This is a genomic window from Pseudomonas nitroreducens NBRC 12694, assembly GCF_002091755.1.
GTDB lineage: Bacteria > Pseudomonadota > Gammaproteobacteria > Pseudomonadales > Pseudomonadaceae > Pseudomonas > Pseudomonas nitroreducens.
Genome location: NZ_BDAI01000005.1, coordinates 118,141 through 135,644, shown reverse-complemented (window position 1 = coordinate 135,644; position 17,504 = coordinate 118,141). Strand labels below are relative to the sequence as shown.

The following is a 17,504-nucleotide window of genomic DNA, read 5'->3' as shown; positions in this document are numbered from 1 at the left end:
GCGGCGCTGGGCGGGTTCACAACCTGGTCTAGGCTTACCGGGCAACCCATATACGCCCACGGATCCACAAAAGGAGGCCCGCCATGCCGCTCGAACATCATCCGCTGTCCCGCGAATTTCCCGAGCAGAAGGCCCTGATGACCCGCTTGCACGGCAAAGACGCCAATTTCACCCGCATGGCCGCCAGCTACGAGGAACTGGACAGGAAGATCTACGACATCGAGGACGGCCGCGAAGCGATGGACGATCTCGCTCTCAACTCCCTCAAACTGCAACGCGTGACACTGAAGGACGAGATCGCCGACCTGCTCAAGCGATCCGGTTGAGCTTGACCAGAGTCAAGGGTGTTGGATGGAGCAAGGCGTAGGCTCCTGTCATCCTTTTCCAACCGGTGCCACCGCCATGCGTAAAGTCATTTCGTCCTCTGGCAAGTCCGTCACCAAGCCCTGCAAGCGTAATGTCGAAGCCCTGCGTGCCCAGGAGCGCCTGGTGCGCATGAAGTTGCAGTACGAATTGCTGGATCAGCGCATCGGCCGCGTGGAGGAGGGCATAGAACGCCCCGACTGCACGCTGGCTTCGCTGCTGATGCGCCGCGAAAGCCTCAAGCACGACATGGAAAGCCAGTACCGCCGCCTGGCGAGCTGAAGCGCCTGGCCCGATTGGCTATGATGCGGGCTTTGTCTTTGACGGAGTCCGCCCATGGCCAAGGCCAAGCGCATGTACGGCTGCACCGAGTGCGGCGCCACCTATCCCAAATGGGCCGGGCAATGCCCTGACTGCGGCGCTTGGAACACACTGGTCGAGGCCGTCATAGACACCACGCCCACCGGTGGCTCTGGCAGCAGCAGCTCCGGCCGCGGCGGTTGGGCTGGCCAGCAGGCCAACATCAAGACCCTCGCCGAAGTCAGCGTCGAGGAGATGCCGCGCTTCTCCACCGCCTCGGCGGAACTGGACCGTGCCCTGGGCGGCGGCCTGGTCGACGGCTCGGTGGTGCTGATCGGCGGCGACCCCGGTATCGGCAAGTCCACCATCCTTCTGCAAACCCTCTGCAACATCGCCACGCGCCTGCCGGCGCTTTATGTCACCGGCGAGGAGTCCCAGCAGCAAGTCGCCATGCGCGCCCGCCGCCTGGGCCTGCCCGAAGACAAGCTCAAGGTCATGACCGAGACCTGCATCGAGACCATCATCGCCACGGCGCGCCAGGAGCAGCCAAAGGTGATGGTGATCGACTCGATCCAGACCATCTTCACCGAGCAGTTGCAATCCGCGCCCGGCGGCGTCGCCCAGGTGCGCGAGAGCGCGGCGCTGCTGGTGCGCTTCGCCAAGCAGAGCGGCACGGCAATCTTCCTGGTCGGCCACGTCACCAAGGAAGGTTCGCTGGCGGGCCCGCGCGTGCTGGAACACATGGTCGACACCGTGCTGTATTTCGAGGGCGAATCCGATGGCCGCCTGCGCTTGCTGCGAGCGGTGAAGAACCGCTTTGGCGCGGTGAACGAGTTGGGTGTTTTCGCCATGACCGACCGCGGACTCAAGGAGGTTTCCAACCCGTCGGCAATCTTCCTCACCCGTGCTCAGGAGTCGGTGCCGGGCAGCGTGGTCATGGCCACCTGGGAAGGTTCGCGGCCGATGCTGGTGGAAGTGCAGGCGCTGGTCGACACCAGCCACCTGGCCAACCCGCGCCGGGTGACCCTGGGCCTGGACCAGAACCGTCTGGCCATGCTGCTGGCGGTCCTGCATCGCCACGGCGGTATCCCCACTTACGACCAGGACGTATTCCTCAACGTGGTCGGCGGGGTGAAGGTGCTGGAAACCGCATCGGACCTGGCGCTGATGGCGGCGGTGATGTCCAGCCTGCGCAACCGGCCGCTGGATCACCAGTTGCTGGTGTTCGGCGAGGTCGGCCTGTCCGGCGAGGTGCGCCCGGTGCCCAGTGGTCAGGAGCGTCTGAAGGAAGCCGCCAAGCACGGCTTCAAGCGCGCCATCGTGCCCAAGGGCAACGCGCCCAAGGAGTCACCGCCCGGCCTGCAGGTCATCGCCGTAACGCGCCTGGAGCAGGCGCTGGATGCGTTGTTCGAATAGAGGCTCTTTGTAGGATCGGCTCAATGCTCGCTGAGCAACATCAGCTCACGCTCCAGCAGCGATTCGTCCCCCAGGTTCAGCTCCACCAGGCGGCGCAGATGGCTGATGGAGTCCAGGTCGATGTGCCGGCAGTTGAACCCCAGCAGGCCTTCACGCTCCCAGGCGAGGTCGGCCTCCATATAGACGTTGACGTCGAAGCCCAGGTAGATGCGCACCTGTACCGGTTCTTGCGCGACTATGTTCCAGTGCTCCGGACGTTGCACCAGCAGCCCCTGGAGGGACAGGTCCAGCAGCGTCACCTTCCAGCGCAGGTCGCCCTGGCTGATCTCAGTGCCGGCGTCGAAGGCGATGCGCTGGAAGCGCCGGCGCTCGTCGTGATCGTCAGTCATGTCGTGGCTCTCCGGCCGTTTCTGCTTCGCCTCACTATAGACGTAAGCCCTTACTGACGCGTCGTACACCGGTTGCTGACGTTTCGTCCGTCAGACGCTGCTCGCGCGGGTTTGACAGTCAGCTGACCCTCGCCAAAGCTCCATGTGCGTCTAACCACTACAACTGCGGAGTGCAGAGCATGGACAATAAACTCATCAAGGGTCTGATCTTTGGGGTTATCAGCGTTGCCAGCCTGGCAGCGCACGCGGACGAAGCCGGCCAGAGCGGCAAGGGCTGCGGCTGGGGCAACATGGTCTTCGACGGTCAACGAGGCCTGTTCCCGCACCTGCTGGCCACCACCACCAACGGCACCTCGGGTAACGCCACCTTCGGCCTGACTTCCGGTACCAACGGTTGCGACGCCAGCCAGCGCATCACCTACGGCGGCCGCTCGATCTTCGCCATGAACGGCATGCTCGACAACATCGCCGAGAACATGGCGCAGGGACATGGCGAGGCTCTGGATGCCTACGCTGTTCTGCTGGGCATCCCGGTGCAGGATCGCGCGCACTTCGCTCAAGTCACCCAGCAGCATTTCGGGGAGATCTTCGCTTCCAAGGACGCCACCGGCGAGCAGGTGCTGAACAACACCCTGGCGGTGATGAGCCGCGATCAGGTACTGGCGCAGTACGCCAAGCAACCGGCCTGATCCCTCCGTGCACCACTCAAGGCCCGCCTTTCGGCGGGTCTTTTCATTTCCTGACTCCAGGGTCGGAACGCGTTGACCTCCGGCAATAAGCGCGTAACCGCCCTAGACTAAGGTCGTATGAATGGGTCGCTGGAAAAGACTAGAATTTTTCTGCGAATTCTCGCCTTCAAACTGTCGGAAGCCTCGCTATGAACAATAACAACAGCCTGCTACGTCACCTTGCCTGGCTGGCGGTGGCGATAGTCGGTGCATTTGCCTTGGGAGTCGTGGCGCTACGCCGCGGCGAAGCCATCAACGCACTGTGGATCGTCGTCGCAGCCGTCGCCATCTATCTGGTCGCCTACCGCTACTACAGCCTGTTCATCGCCACCAAGGTGATGCAACTGGACCCCAATCGAGCGACCCCTGCGGTCCTCAACAACGACGGCCTGGACTACGTCCCGACCAACAAGCACATCCTTTTCGGTCACCACTTCGCCGCCATCGCCGGCGCCGGCCCGTTGGTCGGCCCCGTGCTGGCGGCGCAGATGGGCTACCTGCCCGGTACGCTCTGGCTGATCGCCGGCGTGGTGCTGGCCGGCGCCGTGCAGGACTTCATGGTGCTGTTCATCTCCAGCCGCCGCAACGGGCGCTCCCTGGGTGAACTGGTCCGCGAGGAAATGGGGCAGGTGGCGGGGACCATCGCCCTGTTCGGCGCGTTCCTGATCATGATCATCATCCTCGCGGTGCTCGCGCTGATCGTGGTGAAGGCCCTGGCCGAAAGCCCGTGGGGCATGTTCACCGTACTGGCGACCATCCCGATCGCGCTGTTCATGGGCGTGTACATGCGCTACATCCGCCCGGGCCGTATCGGCGAGATTTCCGTAGTGGGCATCGTGCTGCTGCTGGGCTCCATCTGGCTCGGTGGCCAGATTGCCGCCAGCCCCGAATGGGCCCCGGTGTTCACCTTCCATGGTGTGCAGATCGTCTGGATGCTGATCGCCTACGGCGCCATCGCCTCGGTGCTGCCCGTGTGGCTGCTGCTGGCGCCGCGTGACTATCTGTCGACCTTCCTCAAGATCGGCACCATCATCGCCCTGGCCATCGGCATCGTGATCGTCTCGCCGGAGCTGAAGATGCCGGCCCTGACCCAGTTCACCGATGGCACCGGCCCGGTGTGGAAGGGCGGCCTGTTCCCGTTCCTGTTCATCACCATCGCCTGTGGCGCCGTGTCCGGCTTCCACGCGCTGATCTCCTCGGGCACCACGCCCAAGCTGCTCAACCGCGAACCCGACGCCCGCTACATCGGCTACGGCGGCATGCTGATGGAGTCCTTCGTGGCCATCATGGCGATGGTTGCCGCCTCGGTCATCGAGCCGGGCATCTACTTCGCCATGAACAGCCCGCCGGCCGTGGTCGGCACCGACGTCACCGCGGTGGCCGCGACCGTCAGCAGCTGGGGCTTCACCATCACTCCGGAAGTACTGGCCCAGACCGCCAAGGACATCGGCGAGACCACCATCCTGGCCCGTGCCGGTGGTGCGCCGACCCTCGCCGTAGGGATCGCGCACATCCTTCACCAGGTGCTGCCGGGTGAGAACACCATGGCCTTCTGGTACCACTTCGCGATCCTCTTCGAGGCGCTGTTCATCCTCACCGCGGTGGACGCCGGCACCCGTGCCGGGCGCTTCATGCTGCAGGACCTGCTGGGCAACTTCGTCCCGGCGCTGAAGAAGACCGAATCCTGGACCGCCAACATCGTCGGCACCGGTGGCTGCGTCGCGCTGTGGGGCTGGCTGCTGTACCAGGGCGTGGTCGATCCGCTGGGTGGCATCAACACCTTGTGGCCGCTGTTCGGCATCTCCAACCAGATGCTCGCCGGCATCGCGCTGATGCTTGCCACCGTCGTGCTGATCAAGATGAAGCGCCAGCAGTACGTCTGGGTCACCGCCCTGCCGGCCGCCTGGCTGTTGATCTGCACCACCACCGCCGGTCTGATCAAGCTGTTCGACAGCAACCCGGCCGTGGGCTTCATCGCCCTGGGCAAGAAGTACTCCGCCGGCCTGGACGCCGGTCAGATCATCGCCCCGGCCAAGGATATCGGCCAGATGCAGCACGTGATGATGAACGCCTACATCAACGCCGGCCTCACCGTGCTGTTCCTGCTGGTGGTGTTCAGCGTGCTGGTGTACGCGATCAAGGTGGGCGCCAGCGCCTGGACCAAGAAGGAACGCACCGACAAGGAAGCTCCGTTCCAGCCGATCCCGGACGCCTGACGGAGGTTCATCATGTTCAACGACCTCAGCCGCATGGGTAAGTATCTCGGGCAGGCCGCGCGCATGCTGGTTGGCATGCCCGATTACGACACCTATGTTCAGCACATGCAGAACAAGCATCCGGACAAGACTCCGATGACCTACGAGGAGTTCTTCCGCGAGCGCCAGGAAGCGCGCTATGGCGGCGGCAAGGGGAGGCCGATCCGCTGCTGCTGATGCGATGAAACTGGCTGCGTGGCCGATGCTGCGTTGCCAGCGGCCGGAAAAATGCTCATCTACTGAAGTAGACTCCGCTTTTTCCGGCCACTGGCGCCTTGCCTCGCCTGCCTCGTCGACGTTTCATAAAATAGAAATGCGGGCCGCGAGCGATCGCGGCCCGTTTTCTTTTCCGATTGCCTGGATGTTCCCATGACCGATTCCGCAAGCGTGCCGCAGATTCCGGTGACTGTTCTCACCGGCTTCCTCGGGGCCGGCAAGACCACCCTGCTCAAGCACATCCTCAAGGCCGAGCACGGCCTGAAGATCGCCGTGATCGAGAACGAATTCAGCGAGACGCCCATCGATGCCCAATTGCTCGGCGACGATGCGGTGCAGGTGACGACGCTGTCCAACGGCTGCGTCTGCTGCACCATCAATAACGACCTCGAGCGTGCGCTCTACGTCCTGCTGGAGCGCCGCGACAACGGCGAGCTGGACTTCGACCGCCTGGTGATCGAGTGCACCGGCCTGGCCGACCCGGCGCCGGTGGCGCAGACTTTCTTCGTCGACGAGACCCTGCGCGAGCGCTACCTGCTCGACGGCATCATCACCCTGGTAGACGCCGCCAATGCCGACCGCCACCTGCAGGAAGCGATCGCCCAGGCCCAGGTCGGTTTCGGCGACCGTATCCTGGTGAGCAAGCGCGACCTGGTGTCGCCGGAGCAATACGAAGCATTGGTCGAGCGCCTGCAGCGCATCAATCGGCGCGCCGAAATCCACTCGGTGGAGCACGGCACCATCGAACTGGAGCGCCTGCTCGACGTGCGCGGTTTCAACCTCAACGCCGACGTTGGCCTGCGCCCGTTGCTGCGCCCGGTGCGCCCGGCGGCGGCTACCACCGACCGCATCACCACCCTGGTGCTGCGCAGCGACCAGCCGCTGGAAATCGAACGTCTCAGTGAGTTCATGGACGACCTGTTGCAATGGCACGGCAACTCGCTGCTGCGCTACAAGGGCGTATTGAACATCGCCGGCGAGGAGCGCCGCCTAGTGTTCCAGGGCGTGCTGCGGCTCTATGGATTCGACTGGGATACCGAGTGGAAAGGTGACGAGCAGCGCGAGAGTGTCATCGTCTTCATCGGCGACAACCTGCCTGAAGAGGAAATTCGCCGGGGCTTCGATCGCATCACGGGCGGCCCGACCGCCTGAATGACGAACGCCCGCTGGAAGTCGGGCGTTTTCTCTGCACGCTTTTCGTGGGGCGGATAACGCGCCAGCGTTATCCGCCGGACTGTATCTGGTGCATAACCTGTTCCAGGTTATGCACCCCAAGCCCCATGTTCTTGTGCGGGCAGCCCCTCAGCCACCAATCAGATGCTTGAGCGGGTGGTAATCCGCCTTCAGGTTCCCCGCCGCCTTGATGATCGCCTGCTCGATGGCGTTCAGGTGCATGCAGGTCAGCTCGATGGCCGCCGCCTGGTTGCCCGCCTCGATGTACTCGATCAGCCGCTGGTGCTCGTTGCCGCGGCAGGTCTCGTGCTGGTCGTCGTCCAGGGTCGTGGCATAGAGCGAGGCGCGCTCGATCAGCTTGCGGAAGAAATCCAGCAGCACCGGGTTGTTCAGCGCCGCCGCCAGCTTGAGGTGAAACTCGCCGAGCAGATGGACGAACCGCGCGTGGTCGTGGTCGTGGGTCGCCTCTTCCAGCGCCACGTGGTCGCGCAGGTCCTGGATGATCGCGCTGTCCGCGCGGCGGCAGAGTTCGCTGACGATACCGATCTCGATCAGCCGCCGGGTTTCGAACAGGGAGCGGATCTCCTCGTCGCTGGGTAACGCCACCCATGCACCCTTGTTGAGCGCGCTGGACACCAGCCCATCCGCTTCCAGATGTTTCAGCGCCGCGCGCACCGAAGTGCGGCTGACCTTGAACAAATCCGCCAATGCCGCCTCGCCGAGCTTCATGCCCGGGCGCAGGCTGCGCCTGCTGATCGCCTCGTAAACCCCTTGGTAGACGCGTTCCACCGTGGATTCGGGGTGCTTCTCCGTCATGAGCGACTCCGCCTCTTGCTTGACCCGTCAAAGGATGCCGCAAAACCGTCCGTGCAAAACCAGTTGCAGAAGAAAAATACATCAGCTATTTCTAGATTGCATTCAAATATTGCATACAAAAACAAGAGGAATGCACCAAAATGAATCACTCGTCGTCAGTCGAGGTGCGTCGGGTCAGCAAGCGTTACACCGATGATCCCAACGTCGCTCCCGCCCTCAACGAAGTGTCGGTCGACATCGCCCATAACGAGTTCTTCACCCTGCTGGGACCGTCCGGCTGCGGCAAGACCACGCTGCTGCGCAGCATCGCCGGGTTCGAGAACGTCACCTCCGGCGACATCCTCGTCGGCGGCGAGCGGGTCAACGACCTGCCGCCCTACCGTCGTCGTATCAACACCGTGTTCCAGAGCTATGCGCTGTTCCCGCACATGTCGGTGAGCGAGAACATCGCCTTCGGCCTGGAGATGCAGGGCCTGCAGCGCTCGGAGATTCCGAAGCGGGTGAAGGAAATGCTCGCGCTGGTGCAGATGGAACACCTGGCGCGACGCAAGCCGGCCGAGCTGTCCGGCGGTCAGCAACAGCGCGTGGCCCTGGCCCGGGCGCTGGCGCCCAAGCCATCGGTCCTGCTACTCGACGAACCGCTGTCCGCGCTGGACCTGAAGCTGCGCAAGGAAATGCAGGTCGAGCTCAAGCGCGTGCAGGAAGAGGCGGGCATCACCTTCATCTTCGTCACCCACGACCAGGAAGAAGCGCTGACCCTGTCCGACCGCATCGCCGTGATGTCCCACGGCAACATCATGCAGATCGGCACGCCCAACGAAATCTACGAACGCCCGACGCATCGCTTCGTCGCGCAGTTCATCGGCGACATCAACTTCCTTCCCGGCCAGATGCGCCAGGGCGGCTTCCACCCCAACGCCATGGCCGCGGAAATCCCCTGCGAGATGCCGGCGGGCCTGAGCAGCGCCAGCGTGCAACTGGCCTTCCGCCCGGAGCGCTCGAAGTTGGTCGACCCGTCGCAGCCGCACCACCTGCGTGCGGTGATCGAGACGGTGATGTACGTCGGCACCGCCACGCTGTATCGCTGCCGCCTGCCCGACGCCTCGCAGATCACCCTGCGCGAGAGCAACGAGGGCGGCCGCGCCCGTGACGTCGGCGAGGCCGTGGCGGTGCACCTGCCGCCGCAGGCCTGCCTGCTGATGGAGGCTTGAGATGAAGGAGTCGCCCACCACCCGACGCCTGTTGCTGCTCAGCCCGGTGGCCCTGACGCTGCTCGGGCTGATTGCCATCCCCCTGGCGATCATGGGCTACATCAGCCTGCTGCCGCGCAACCTCTACGGCGGCGTCGACTGGCACGCCGACTGGCAGATCCAGAGTTACGTGCAGCTGTTCTTCCAAGAGGATTTCGACGGCAACCTGGAGCTCAACTGGGTCTACGCCCAGGCACTGCTGCGCTCGCTGTTCCAGGCCGGCGGCACCACGCTGCTGTGCTTCCTCTTCGGCTTCCCGGTGGCGCTGTGGATGACCAGCCTGAGCGAGCGCTCGCGCAACCTCATGGTGCTGCTGATCACCATCCCGTTCTGGACCAACCTGCTGATCCGCAACTACGCCTGGCTGATCATCCTGCGCGAGCACGGCTGGATCGCGCAGACAGTCAATGCGCTGTTTCCCCAGGCTGGCGGCATCACCCTGCTGTACAACGACTTCGCAGTCTGCGTCGGGCTGGTCTACAGCTTCCTGCCGTTCATGATCCTGCCGATCTACTCGACCCTGGAGAAGCTCGACTGGCGTCTCGTCGAGGCCGCCTACGACCTCGGCGCCAACCGCTGGAAGGCGCTGCGTCGGGTGATCCTGCCGCTGTCCATGCCGGGCGTGATCGCCGGCTCCCTGCTGGTGTTCGTGCCAAGCCTGGGCGCCTTCATCACCCCCGCCATCCTCGGCGGCGGCAAGACGCTGATGATCGGCAACCTGATCCAGCAACAGTTCGGCACCGCGCGCAACTGGCCCCTGGGCGGTTCGCTGTCGTTCCTGCTGCTGGCGATCATGCTGCTCGCGCTGATCGCGTTCGCCCTGTACAGCCGCCGCGCGGCCAAGGCCGTCCACCTGGGAGCCTCGACATGATCGCCCAGCACCTGAAGAAACTCCCCGGCACCCGCGAAACCAGCTTGCTGGTGCTGGCCTATCTGTACCTGCCGATCTTCGTGTTGATCGCCTACAGCTTCAACGCCAACCGCTCGGCCACGGTGTGGACCGAATTCTCCTTCGCCTGGTACGGCAAGATCGTCGCCAACCCCTCGATCCAGGCCGCTGCATTCAACTCGCTGGTGGTCGCCGGCTTCGCTACCGTGCTGTCCACGGCGATTGCCCTGGCGGCGGCGCTGGCGACCTCGCGGCCGTTCTACGGACGGCGGCTGGTGGAAGGCGGGATCAACCTGCCGCTGATCCTGCCGGAGATCGTCATAGCGGTGGCCACGCTGCTGCTGTTCATGTCGCTGGGCATCAAGCTTGGCCTGCTGACGGTGATCGTCGCCCATGTCGGCTTCTGCATTCCCTTCGCCTACCTGCCGATCCGCGCGCGCCTGAACGATCTGGACAAGAGCCTGCTGGAAGCCGCCGGAGATTTGTACGCCAGCCCGTACCAGGTCTTCCGCCGGGTGACGCTGCCGCTGCTGTGGCCGGCGGTGCTGTCCGGTGCGGTGCTGGCGTTCGTGGTCAGCCTCGACGACTTCATCATGACCTTCTTCGTCGCCGGCCCCGGCTCGACGACGCTGCCGGTCTACATCTTCTCGGCCATCAAGGCCGGGGTGACGCCCGAGATCAATGCCATCTCGACTCTCATGCTGGTGATTTCCATCGTCCTCGTGGTGCTGTCGTACTGGCTTGGCCAACGCGGCAAACCCGACGCTTGATAACGACTGCCGACCCTGACCTTTAGCTTTTCGGAGAGCCCTATGAAGTTGAATGCCCTGCGTCACGGCCTTGCCGGTTTGTCCCTCGTCCTGCTGGCTGCGGGCGTCGCCCAGGCCGAGGAACCCAAGCAGCTGTTCTTCTACAACTGGACCGACTACTACCCGGTGGAACTGCTGGCCAAGTTCGAGAAGGAGACCGGCATCAAGGTCACCATGGACGGCTACGACAGCAATGAAACCCTGCTGGCGAAACTGCAGGCCGGCGGTGCGGCATACGACGTGATCGTGCCGTCGCACTCGATCATGCAGACGCTGATCAACCAGGACCTGCTGCTGGAAATCGACACGCCCACGCTGGCCAACTTCCAGTTCGTCAAACCGGCCTTCCGCGATCCGGGCTTCGATCCCGGTCGCAAGTACTCGGCGCCCTACCTGTGGGGCACCACCGGTTTCTCCTACGACAGCGCGCGGGTGCCGGGCGGCAAGCTGGATGACTCGTGGAAGGAGTTCTTCGAGCCGCGTCCGGAGCTGCAGGGGCAGGTCGCCGCGCTCGACACGCCGAGCAGCCTGATCAACGCCGCCGCGCATTACCTCAACGTCGACGAGTGCACCGAGAACCCGCAGGATGCGAAGAAGATTCTCGAACTGCTGCAGAAGCAGAAGCCCTTCCTGAAGATGTACAGCTCGGACAACACCGTGGACCGAATGGCCTCCGGCGAAGTGGTGCTGATGCAGAACTGGAACGGCTCCACCGCGCGCGCCACGCTGCAGAAGAGCACCATCAAGTACGTCTACCCGCGCGAGGGCGTGGCGTCCTTCCAGGACAACTTCGCCGTGCCGAAAAGCGCGCCGCACCCGGAGAACGCCAAGGTCTTCATCAACTGGATGATGAAGCCGGAGAACGCCGCCGCGGTGACCAACGCCATCGCCTATTCCAATGGCATCCAGACCGACCAGTTGCTCGACGCCAAGTGGAAGGTCATGGACGCCATCAACATGCCCGAGGAATACGCACAGCGCCTGCGCCTGGAAAAGGAATGCAGCAACAAGTCCCGCGAGCTGCAGGACCGCATCTGGTCCAAGCTGAAGGGCTGATGGTCCGACCGGGCTCCGTACCCGGGGCTGCTCTTCATAGGACCGAGGGGGACGCCTAGTCCTTGCTCGCGAACAGACTCCGGGTTGACCGACGTTGTGCGGTTCGCGAGCAAGCTCGCTCCTACCAGTTTGAACCCGGAGCGCGCGCCTTCGAGCTCATTGGCGGATAACCGCAAGCGGTTATCCGCCCTACGTTTTCAACAAGATCCGAGGTCCCCATGACCGACAGCTACTGGCTGCGCAACATCCGTCCGCTCGGTAACGCGGCGGAAGATTTCCTGATCCACAACGGCCGCATCGCCGAGCGCCGCCCGGCGAGCGGCGTCGCCATTGCACCGGACGACGTCGACGGTGCCGGCCAGCTCCTGCTGCCGCCGCTGGTAGAGAGCCATTGCCACCTGGACAAGACACTCTGGGGCCAACCCTGGCGGCCTAACAGCGCCGGGCCGACGCTCAAGGACTACATTGCCAACGAACGCCGCGTTCTGCGCGAGATCGAGGCGCCGATTTCCGAGCGTGCCGGCGCGCTGCTGGAGCAGTGCATCGCCCGCGGCTCGCTGACCTTCCGTTGCCACGTGGACATCGACCCCGAGCTGGGCCTGCGCCATGTGGTCGCCATGCAGGCGCTACGCGAACGGTACGCTGATCTGATCGACATGCAGTTCGTGGTCTTCCCGCAGACCGGCCTGGTCAGTCGCCCTGGCACCGCCGAGCTGATGCGCGAGGCGATGCAACTGGGCGTGGAAAACGTCGGCGGCCTCGACCCCTGTGGCATCGACGACGACCCCATCGCCCAGCTGGATATCGTCTTCGGCCTCGCCGTGGAATTCGGCCGGGGCGTCGATATCCATCTGCACGACAAGGGCGAGCTGGGCCTCTGGCAGATCGCCCGCATCGCCGACTTCACCGAGCGCCACGGCCTGCAGGGCAAGGTCATGATCAGCCACGCCTACTGCCTGGGCATGGCGCCCTGGGAGCAGGTCGAGCCGCTGGCCGAGCGACTCTCCGAGCTGGGCATTTCCCTGATGAGCTCCGCCCCGGCCGATACCCCGGTGCCGCCGTTCCTCGCCTTGCGCGAAGCCGGCGTGAACCTGTGCCTGGGCAGCGATGGCATCCGCGATGCCTGGTCGCCCATGGGCAACGGCGACATGCTCGAACGCGCCATGCTGCTGGCCTTTCGCTTCGACCTGTGCAAGGACGACGACCTTGCCGCCGCCTTCGCCGCTGCCACTGCTAACGGCGCTCGCGCGCTGGGCCGGGAGCCGGCGCGTATCGAGGTCGGTGCGCCAGCGGACTTCCTCCTGCTACCGGTCGAATCCCTCGGCGAGGCCGTGGTCGCGCGTCCAGCGCAGCGTCAGGTATTCAGGGCCGGCAGGCTGATCGCCGAGCATGGGCGGCTGCTGGAGTCGCGCCTGTGAGCGGTGCGCGCCTCGGCCTGAAAGCCAGCTTCGTGGTCGGCTTCGACGGCACGCAGCATGTGCTCTGGCGTCACGGCGAAGTCGTGTTCGAGGACGGGAAAATACTCTTCGTCGGACGCGGCTTTCCTGGTGACGTCGGCCAGTGGATCGATTACGGCCACGCGCTGGTCGGCCCCGGTTTCATTGATCTTGATGCGCTGGGCGATCTCGATTCCACGGTGCTCACCCTGGATAACGGCGCCGAATGGAACATGGGTCGCGTCTGGTCCGAGGATTATCTGCGCGCCGGCCCGAGCGAGTGCTACAGCGCGGACGAGGAGCTGTTCAAATACCGCTACGCCTTCGCCCAACTGATCCGCAACGGCATCACCACCGCCATGCCGATCACCTCCATGTACTACCGGCGCTGGGCCGAGCACTACGACGAGTTCGCCGGGGTTGCCGCGCTCTCCGGTGAGTTGGGCCTGCGCACCTATCTCGGTCCCTGCTACATGAGCGGGATGACCTACGCTCGCGCTGACGGCAGCCCCGCGCAGCACTGGGACGAAGCCGCAGGGCTCGCCGGATTGAAGGAAGCCGAACGCTTCTTCCGCGACTTCGACGGTGCACACAATAGCCTGGTACGCGGCGCGCTGTTGCCCGATCGCATCGAAACCTGCACACCCGCGCTGCTGGAACGCACCGCCGCCATCCAGCGTGAACTGAACGCGCCGCTGCGCCTGCACTGCTGCCAGTCGCGCTACGAAGTGGAGCTGGTGCGGCGCCTGCGCGACACGTCCTCGCTGCAGTGGCTTGACCATTATGGCTTGCTCAACCCGCGCAGCGTGCTGCCCCACGGCATCCTGCACAGCGGTGATCACGAATTGCAGCGCCTCGCCGACACCGGCGCAAGCCTGGTGCATTGCCCCGTGGTGTTTGCCCGCGAAGGCGACGCGCTGGATTCCTTCGGTGCCTACCGCGCGCGCGGCATCAATCTCGCCATGGGCACCGACACCTTCCCGGCGGACATGCTCGACAACCTGCGCCAGGGCCTGAACATCGCGCGGGTGAAGGAGGGTGATGCCGAGCACACGCGCATGCTCGATCTGTACAACGCCGCCACCCTCGGTGGCGCCCAGGCGTTGGGCCGCGATGACCTCGGCCGTCTCGCCGTCGGCGCGCGTGCGGACATCACGGTGTTCCGCCTGGGTGATTTCCACCAGGGGCCATTCTTCGATCCGCTGAAGAACCTGTTCACCGCCGGCCGCGGCGACGACTGCATCGCCAGCTTCATCGACGGCCGCAGCGTGATGCAGGGCGGCCAGGTGATCGGCGTCGATTACGCCGACCTGCAACACCGCGCTGACGTACTGTTCCAGAAACAGATGCAGCACCACGCAGAGCGTGCCTTTGGCAACCCGCCGTGGCGCACGCTGTTCCGTTCCGCGATTCCCTTTGCCGACTCGTACAGCACCGCCGCACCGCTGCTCGATGCCCACGCACCGCAGGCTCATTGAAGGATCAATCCATGCTCAGCTTCGACTTCCAGCAGCTGTCCGCCCGCGAGAAATACAAGATCCTCATCGGCAGCGTCGTGCCGCGGCCCATCGCGCTGGTCACGACCATCGACTCGGAAGGTCGGGCCAATGCCGCGCCCTTCAGCTTCTTCAACGCCCTTTCTGCCGACCCGCCGATCCTCGCCCTGGGCGTGGAGAACTACAGCGACCTGAGCCCGAAGGACACCACGCTGAACATCCGTAACAATCAGGAATTCACCGTGAACATAGTCTCCGACGCGCTGGTGGAAGCCATGAACGTCTGCGCCGTGCCCTTCGAGCCAGGCTTCGACGAACTGGTCGCCGCCGGCCTCACCGCCATCCCCGGCACCCGCGTCGGCTGCCCGCGCATCGGCGAGGCGCCGGTTGCACTGGAGTGCCGGAGGATGATGGCGCTGTCCATCGGCCAATCGCGAGAGATCATCCTTTGCGAAGTGCTGATGGCCCATGTGCGCGACGACCTGATCGACCCGGCGACGCTTTATATCGATCAGCTCGGCCTCGACGCCATCGGCCGCATGGGCGGGCATGGTTATGCGCGTACGCGGGAATATTTCGACCTGCCGACGCGTTCGCTGAAGCAGTGGGTAGAGCAGAAAGGCGGTGGAGAGCGCCAATGGTCGGATGGAAAAGTTCAGGTGTGAAAATTCCTTGCGGGCACGCTGGGAGTTTTAGGGTGTGGCTGGATGCCGCAGGAATTTGACGAAGCAACTGAACCTTAAGGTTTCATTACTTTTCAGTAATTTCGCCGATATGGTTGTTATCTTGGGAATTTTCTTAAGATCTTCGGAGAATTGAAGATTCTCCGAAGCGTGCTTCACAGACTGGTTTTTTCGCTGCATGAAATATTTGCCGACGAACGCACGGTAATTTTCCCTACCCTGAGTGTTTTTCGCAGCTTATCATTGTGCCATCAATGGGAATTTTCCTACATTTCCATTGTTATTTTGATGTTTCACGAAATTGTCACATTGATGTGACGCGCTTTGCTGTTTTCGGGACGTAAGGGACTGCTTGACTGAAAATACCCTCCGTCTATGCCTGGTCGTTAAAACCTGGGCGCTTCTCGAATCGGTTTAGCAAACTGGTGATCTGCAGCCTTGTTGCGAATCGCCATGCTCAGCTTTTGTCGCTTTGCTCCTGTCTTTTTCGTCCGGCCTCCCGGGCGGTACCCGCAAGCTCGGGTACGAGCCAGGGCAGCAAGCAGAGGTACATCTGCTCCGGCAATTGCAGAGGGATTTCGGCGCGTTTTGCGCTGAGGAATATGGGGTATCTCCGGCGACCTGCTGAGGGGCGTGCGGGAAACTTTGCCTTGAGCTCGACAACTCCGAAGCGCGCGAAATGCGCTATCTGCGGGAGCGGGATCGTTCGGCCTTGAAAAAGTGTGAGGGTGTGTTGTGCGTTTGCAGCTAGGGGGAGGGAACGATATCTGGTCCGCTATCCAGATATCGGTGGAGCGAGCGCGCCTCGGGCTGAAGTCCGAGTCGACGAGGACGCGTCTGGGCTTTGCCTGGTGGCTGATCGAGCCGCTGATCCTTCTCGTGATCTATTACACCGTGTTCGGCCATCTGCTGCGTATCCAGGTGGAGAACTTCGCTGTGTTCCTGATTATCGGCGTCACGTTCTGGACCTGGTTCAACAAGAGCGTGATGAACTGCACCGATGCCATCTACGAGAAGAAGCACATTCTCGAGCATTGCAGGGTCGACCCGCTGATATTCCCGCTGACCTCGATATTCAAGGATCTGGTCAAGGAGTCGCTGGTCGTCGCTTTGCTCCTGGGGCTGCTGCTCGCCATCGGCTTCACGCCATCCTGGCTGTGGTTGTACCTGCCGCTGATCATGCTCGTGCAATTGATCATCACGGCCGGCTGCGGCGTCTTCGTCGCGGGCCTGACGCCCTTCCTGCCGGATGTGCGCATCCTGATTTCCTCCGGGCTTCAGTTCCTGATGTTCGGATCGGGCGTGTTCTATTCCAAGGACAACATCCCGCCGCAGTTCCATCTCCTGCTGGATCTCAATCCCCTGGCGCTGCTGCTTTCGCAGTATCGCGAGGTGCTGATGTACGGTCGCGCACCCGTCATCGGGGATATCTTCGCTCTCTTCTGCGGCGCGCTGGCGCTGTTCGTGCTGGCTGTCCTGTTCGTTGCCGCTAACCGCAATTCCTATGCCATGGCGTTGAGCAAATGACCGAAGTTGCCGCACTGACAGTCGATGGCCTGTCGCTGACCTTCCGCAATGGCCCGCGCCTGTTTTCCCGTCGTCAGAACACGGTGCTGCAGGACATCTCCTTCTCGGTCGAGCGTGGCGAGACCTTCGGTGTGGTTGGCGGCAATGGCGCCGGCAAGAGCACCCTGCTGCGCGTACTGGCCGGAATCTACCAGCCGACGCGTGGGCACCTGACTTCCTCGGTCGCGAGCGTCTCGCTGCTCAACCTGCAGCTGGGTTTCGACGACAACCTGGACGCGAGCGACAACATCGTGCTCAGCGGCATGCTGATGGGCATGAGCCGCAGGCGCATGCGCGAGCTGACCGCCGAGATTCTCGACTACGCCGAGCTGGGCGGCTCGGCCGGGCTACCGGTGCGCAGTTATTCCACCGGGATGCGTGCCCGCCTGGGCTTCGCCATTTCCAAGTATTCGCGTCCCGACGTGATCCTCCTGGACGAGGTCCTGAGCGTCGGCGACGGGCATTTTCGCGAAAAGGCCGAGGCCACCATGCGCGAGATGCTTCAAGGAAATCAGACCGTGGTGTTCGTATCCCACGATTCAGGACGTATCAGAGAGATGTGTAGTCGAGTGTGCTGGTTGAAGGACGGGCGCGTGCAGATGCTCGGCCCGGCCAACGAAGTCATGGACGCATACGACGAATTCATCCTGCGCAAGTGAAGGA

The 17,504-nt window shown here is 63.4% G+C and carries 18 protein-coding genes; 16 read left to right on the top strand and 2 right to left on the bottom strand.

The genetic code is table 11. The annotated features are described in order from the left end of the window. Positions 1-83: 83 nt before the first annotated feature. From PNI01S_RS15475 to radA, 3 genes are all read left to right on the top strand, one after another. Positions 84-326 (top strand): HP1242/YdcH family protein, encoded by a 243-nt coding sequence (locus PNI01S_RS15475; RefSeq protein WP_024764779.1) that lies wholly within the window; start codon positions 84-86, stop codon positions 324-326. Between the two features lie 76 nt (positions 327-402). Further along, the gene (locus PNI01S_RS15470) at positions 403-645 is read left to right on the top strand and encodes a hypothetical protein (RefSeq protein ID WP_024764780.1); all 243 of its coding nucleotides are present in this window, start codon (positions 403-405) and stop codon (positions 643-645) included. Positions 646-699: 54 nt separating this feature from the next. Continuing rightward, positions 700-2,079 (top strand): DNA repair protein RadA, encoded by a 1,380-nt coding sequence (gene radA / locus PNI01S_RS15465; protein ID WP_024764781.1) that lies wholly within the window; start codon positions 700-702, stop codon positions 2,077-2,079. 20 nt (positions 2,080-2,099) lie between these two features. On the opposite strand, the gene PNI01S_RS15460 is transcribed toward radA, so the two are convergent. Further along, a complete protein-coding gene (locus tag PNI01S_RS15460) occupies positions 2,100-2,468 on the bottom strand; it encodes a PilZ domain-containing protein (protein WP_024764782.1) in 369 nt (122 codons plus the stop codon). Positions 2,469-2,647: 179 nt separating this feature from the next. Between PNI01S_RS15460 and PNI01S_RS15455 the strand changes: the two genes are divergently transcribed. The 4 genes from PNI01S_RS15455 (at position 2,648) to yjiA (ending at position 6,819) form a co-directional block, all read left to right on the top strand. Then, positions 2,648-3,157, top strand: coding sequence for a DUF3015 domain-containing protein (locus PNI01S_RS15455; protein ID WP_024764783.1), 510 nt, complete (start codon positions 2,648-2,650; stop codon positions 3,155-3,157). A 188-nt stretch (positions 3,158-3,345) separates the two neighbouring features. After that, positions 3,346-5,412: a carbon starvation CstA family protein gene (locus PNI01S_RS15450; protein ID WP_024764784.1), complete on the top strand. Its 2,067-nt coding sequence runs from the start codon at positions 3,346-3,348 to the stop codon at positions 5,410-5,412. A 12-nt stretch (positions 5,413-5,424) separates the two neighbouring features. Further along, positions 5,425-5,628, top strand: a complete 204-nt coding sequence (locus tag PNI01S_RS15445) for a YbdD/YjiX family protein (RefSeq protein ID WP_015478970.1) — start codon at positions 5,425-5,427, stop codon at positions 5,626-5,628. A gap of 192 nt (positions 5,629-5,820) precedes the next feature. Further along, positions 5,821-6,819 carry a GTPase gene (gene yjiA, locus PNI01S_RS15440; protein ID WP_084358542.1) on the top strand — a complete coding sequence of 333 codons (999 nt, stop codon included), beginning with the start codon at positions 5,821-5,823 and terminating at the stop codon, positions 6,817-6,819. A 150-nt stretch (positions 6,820-6,969) separates the two neighbouring features. Here the strand turns inward: yjiA and PNI01S_RS15435 are convergent, their stop codons facing one another. Beyond that, on the bottom strand, positions 6,970-7,656 hold the full coding sequence (locus tag PNI01S_RS15435; protein WP_084358541.1) for a GntR family transcriptional regulator: 687 nt from the start codon (positions 7,654-7,656) through the stop codon (positions 6,970-6,972). Between the two features lie 140 nt (positions 7,657-7,796). On the opposite strand from PNI01S_RS15435, the gene PNI01S_RS15430 reads away from it, so the two are divergent. From PNI01S_RS15430 to PNI01S_RS15390, 9 genes are all read left to right on the top strand, one after another. Next, complete coding sequence (locus PNI01S_RS15430; RefSeq protein ID WP_084358540.1) at positions 7,797-8,867, top strand: ABC transporter ATP-binding protein; 1,071 nt, start codon at positions 7,797-7,799, stop codon at positions 8,865-8,867. Between the two features lies 1 nt (position 8,868). After that, positions 8,869-9,777 carry an ABC transporter permease gene (locus tag PNI01S_RS15425; RefSeq protein WP_024764789.1) on the top strand — a complete coding sequence of 303 codons (909 nt, stop codon included), beginning with the start codon at positions 8,869-8,871 and terminating at the stop codon, positions 9,775-9,777. Continuing rightward, positions 9,774-10,565 (top strand): ABC transporter permease, encoded by a 792-nt coding sequence (locus tag PNI01S_RS15420; RefSeq protein ID WP_038803366.1) that lies wholly within the window; start codon positions 9,774-9,776, stop codon positions 10,563-10,565. Before PNI01S_RS15425 ends, PNI01S_RS15420 begins: the two co-directional genes overlap by 4 nt. A gap of 42 nt (positions 10,566-10,607) precedes the next feature. Further along, positions 10,608-11,660, top strand: a complete 1,053-nt coding sequence (locus PNI01S_RS15415) for an extracellular solute-binding protein (protein ID WP_024764790.1) — start codon at positions 10,608-10,610, stop codon at positions 11,658-11,660. A 218-nt stretch (positions 11,661-11,878) separates the two neighbouring features. After that, positions 11,879-13,078 carry an amidohydrolase family protein gene (locus tag PNI01S_RS15410; RefSeq protein WP_084358539.1) on the top strand — a complete coding sequence of 400 codons (1,200 nt, stop codon included), beginning with the start codon at positions 11,879-11,881 and terminating at the stop codon, positions 13,076-13,078. Next, entirely contained in the window at positions 13,075-14,574 is a 1,500-nt protein-coding gene (locus tag PNI01S_RS15405; RefSeq protein ID WP_084358538.1) for an amidohydrolase family protein, read from the top strand. Before PNI01S_RS15410 ends, PNI01S_RS15405 begins: the two co-directional genes overlap by 4 nt. A gap of 11 nt (positions 14,575-14,585) precedes the next feature. Next, the gene (locus tag PNI01S_RS15400; RefSeq protein ID WP_084358537.1) at positions 14,586-15,257 is read left to right on the top strand and encodes a flavin reductase family protein; all 672 of its coding nucleotides are present in this window, start codon (positions 14,586-14,588) and stop codon (positions 15,255-15,257) included. A 753-nt stretch (positions 15,258-16,010) separates the two neighbouring features. Then, complete coding sequence (locus PNI01S_RS15395; protein WP_081754022.1) at positions 16,011-16,802, top strand: ABC transporter permease; 792 nt, start codon at positions 16,011-16,013, stop codon at positions 16,800-16,802. Then, positions 16,799-17,500 (top strand): ABC transporter ATP-binding protein, encoded by a 702-nt coding sequence (locus tag PNI01S_RS15390; protein WP_038803368.1) that lies wholly within the window; start codon positions 16,799-16,801, stop codon positions 17,498-17,500. The genes PNI01S_RS15395 and PNI01S_RS15390 overlap by 4 nt, the downstream gene beginning before the upstream one ends. Positions 17,501-17,504: the final 4 nt, after the last annotated feature.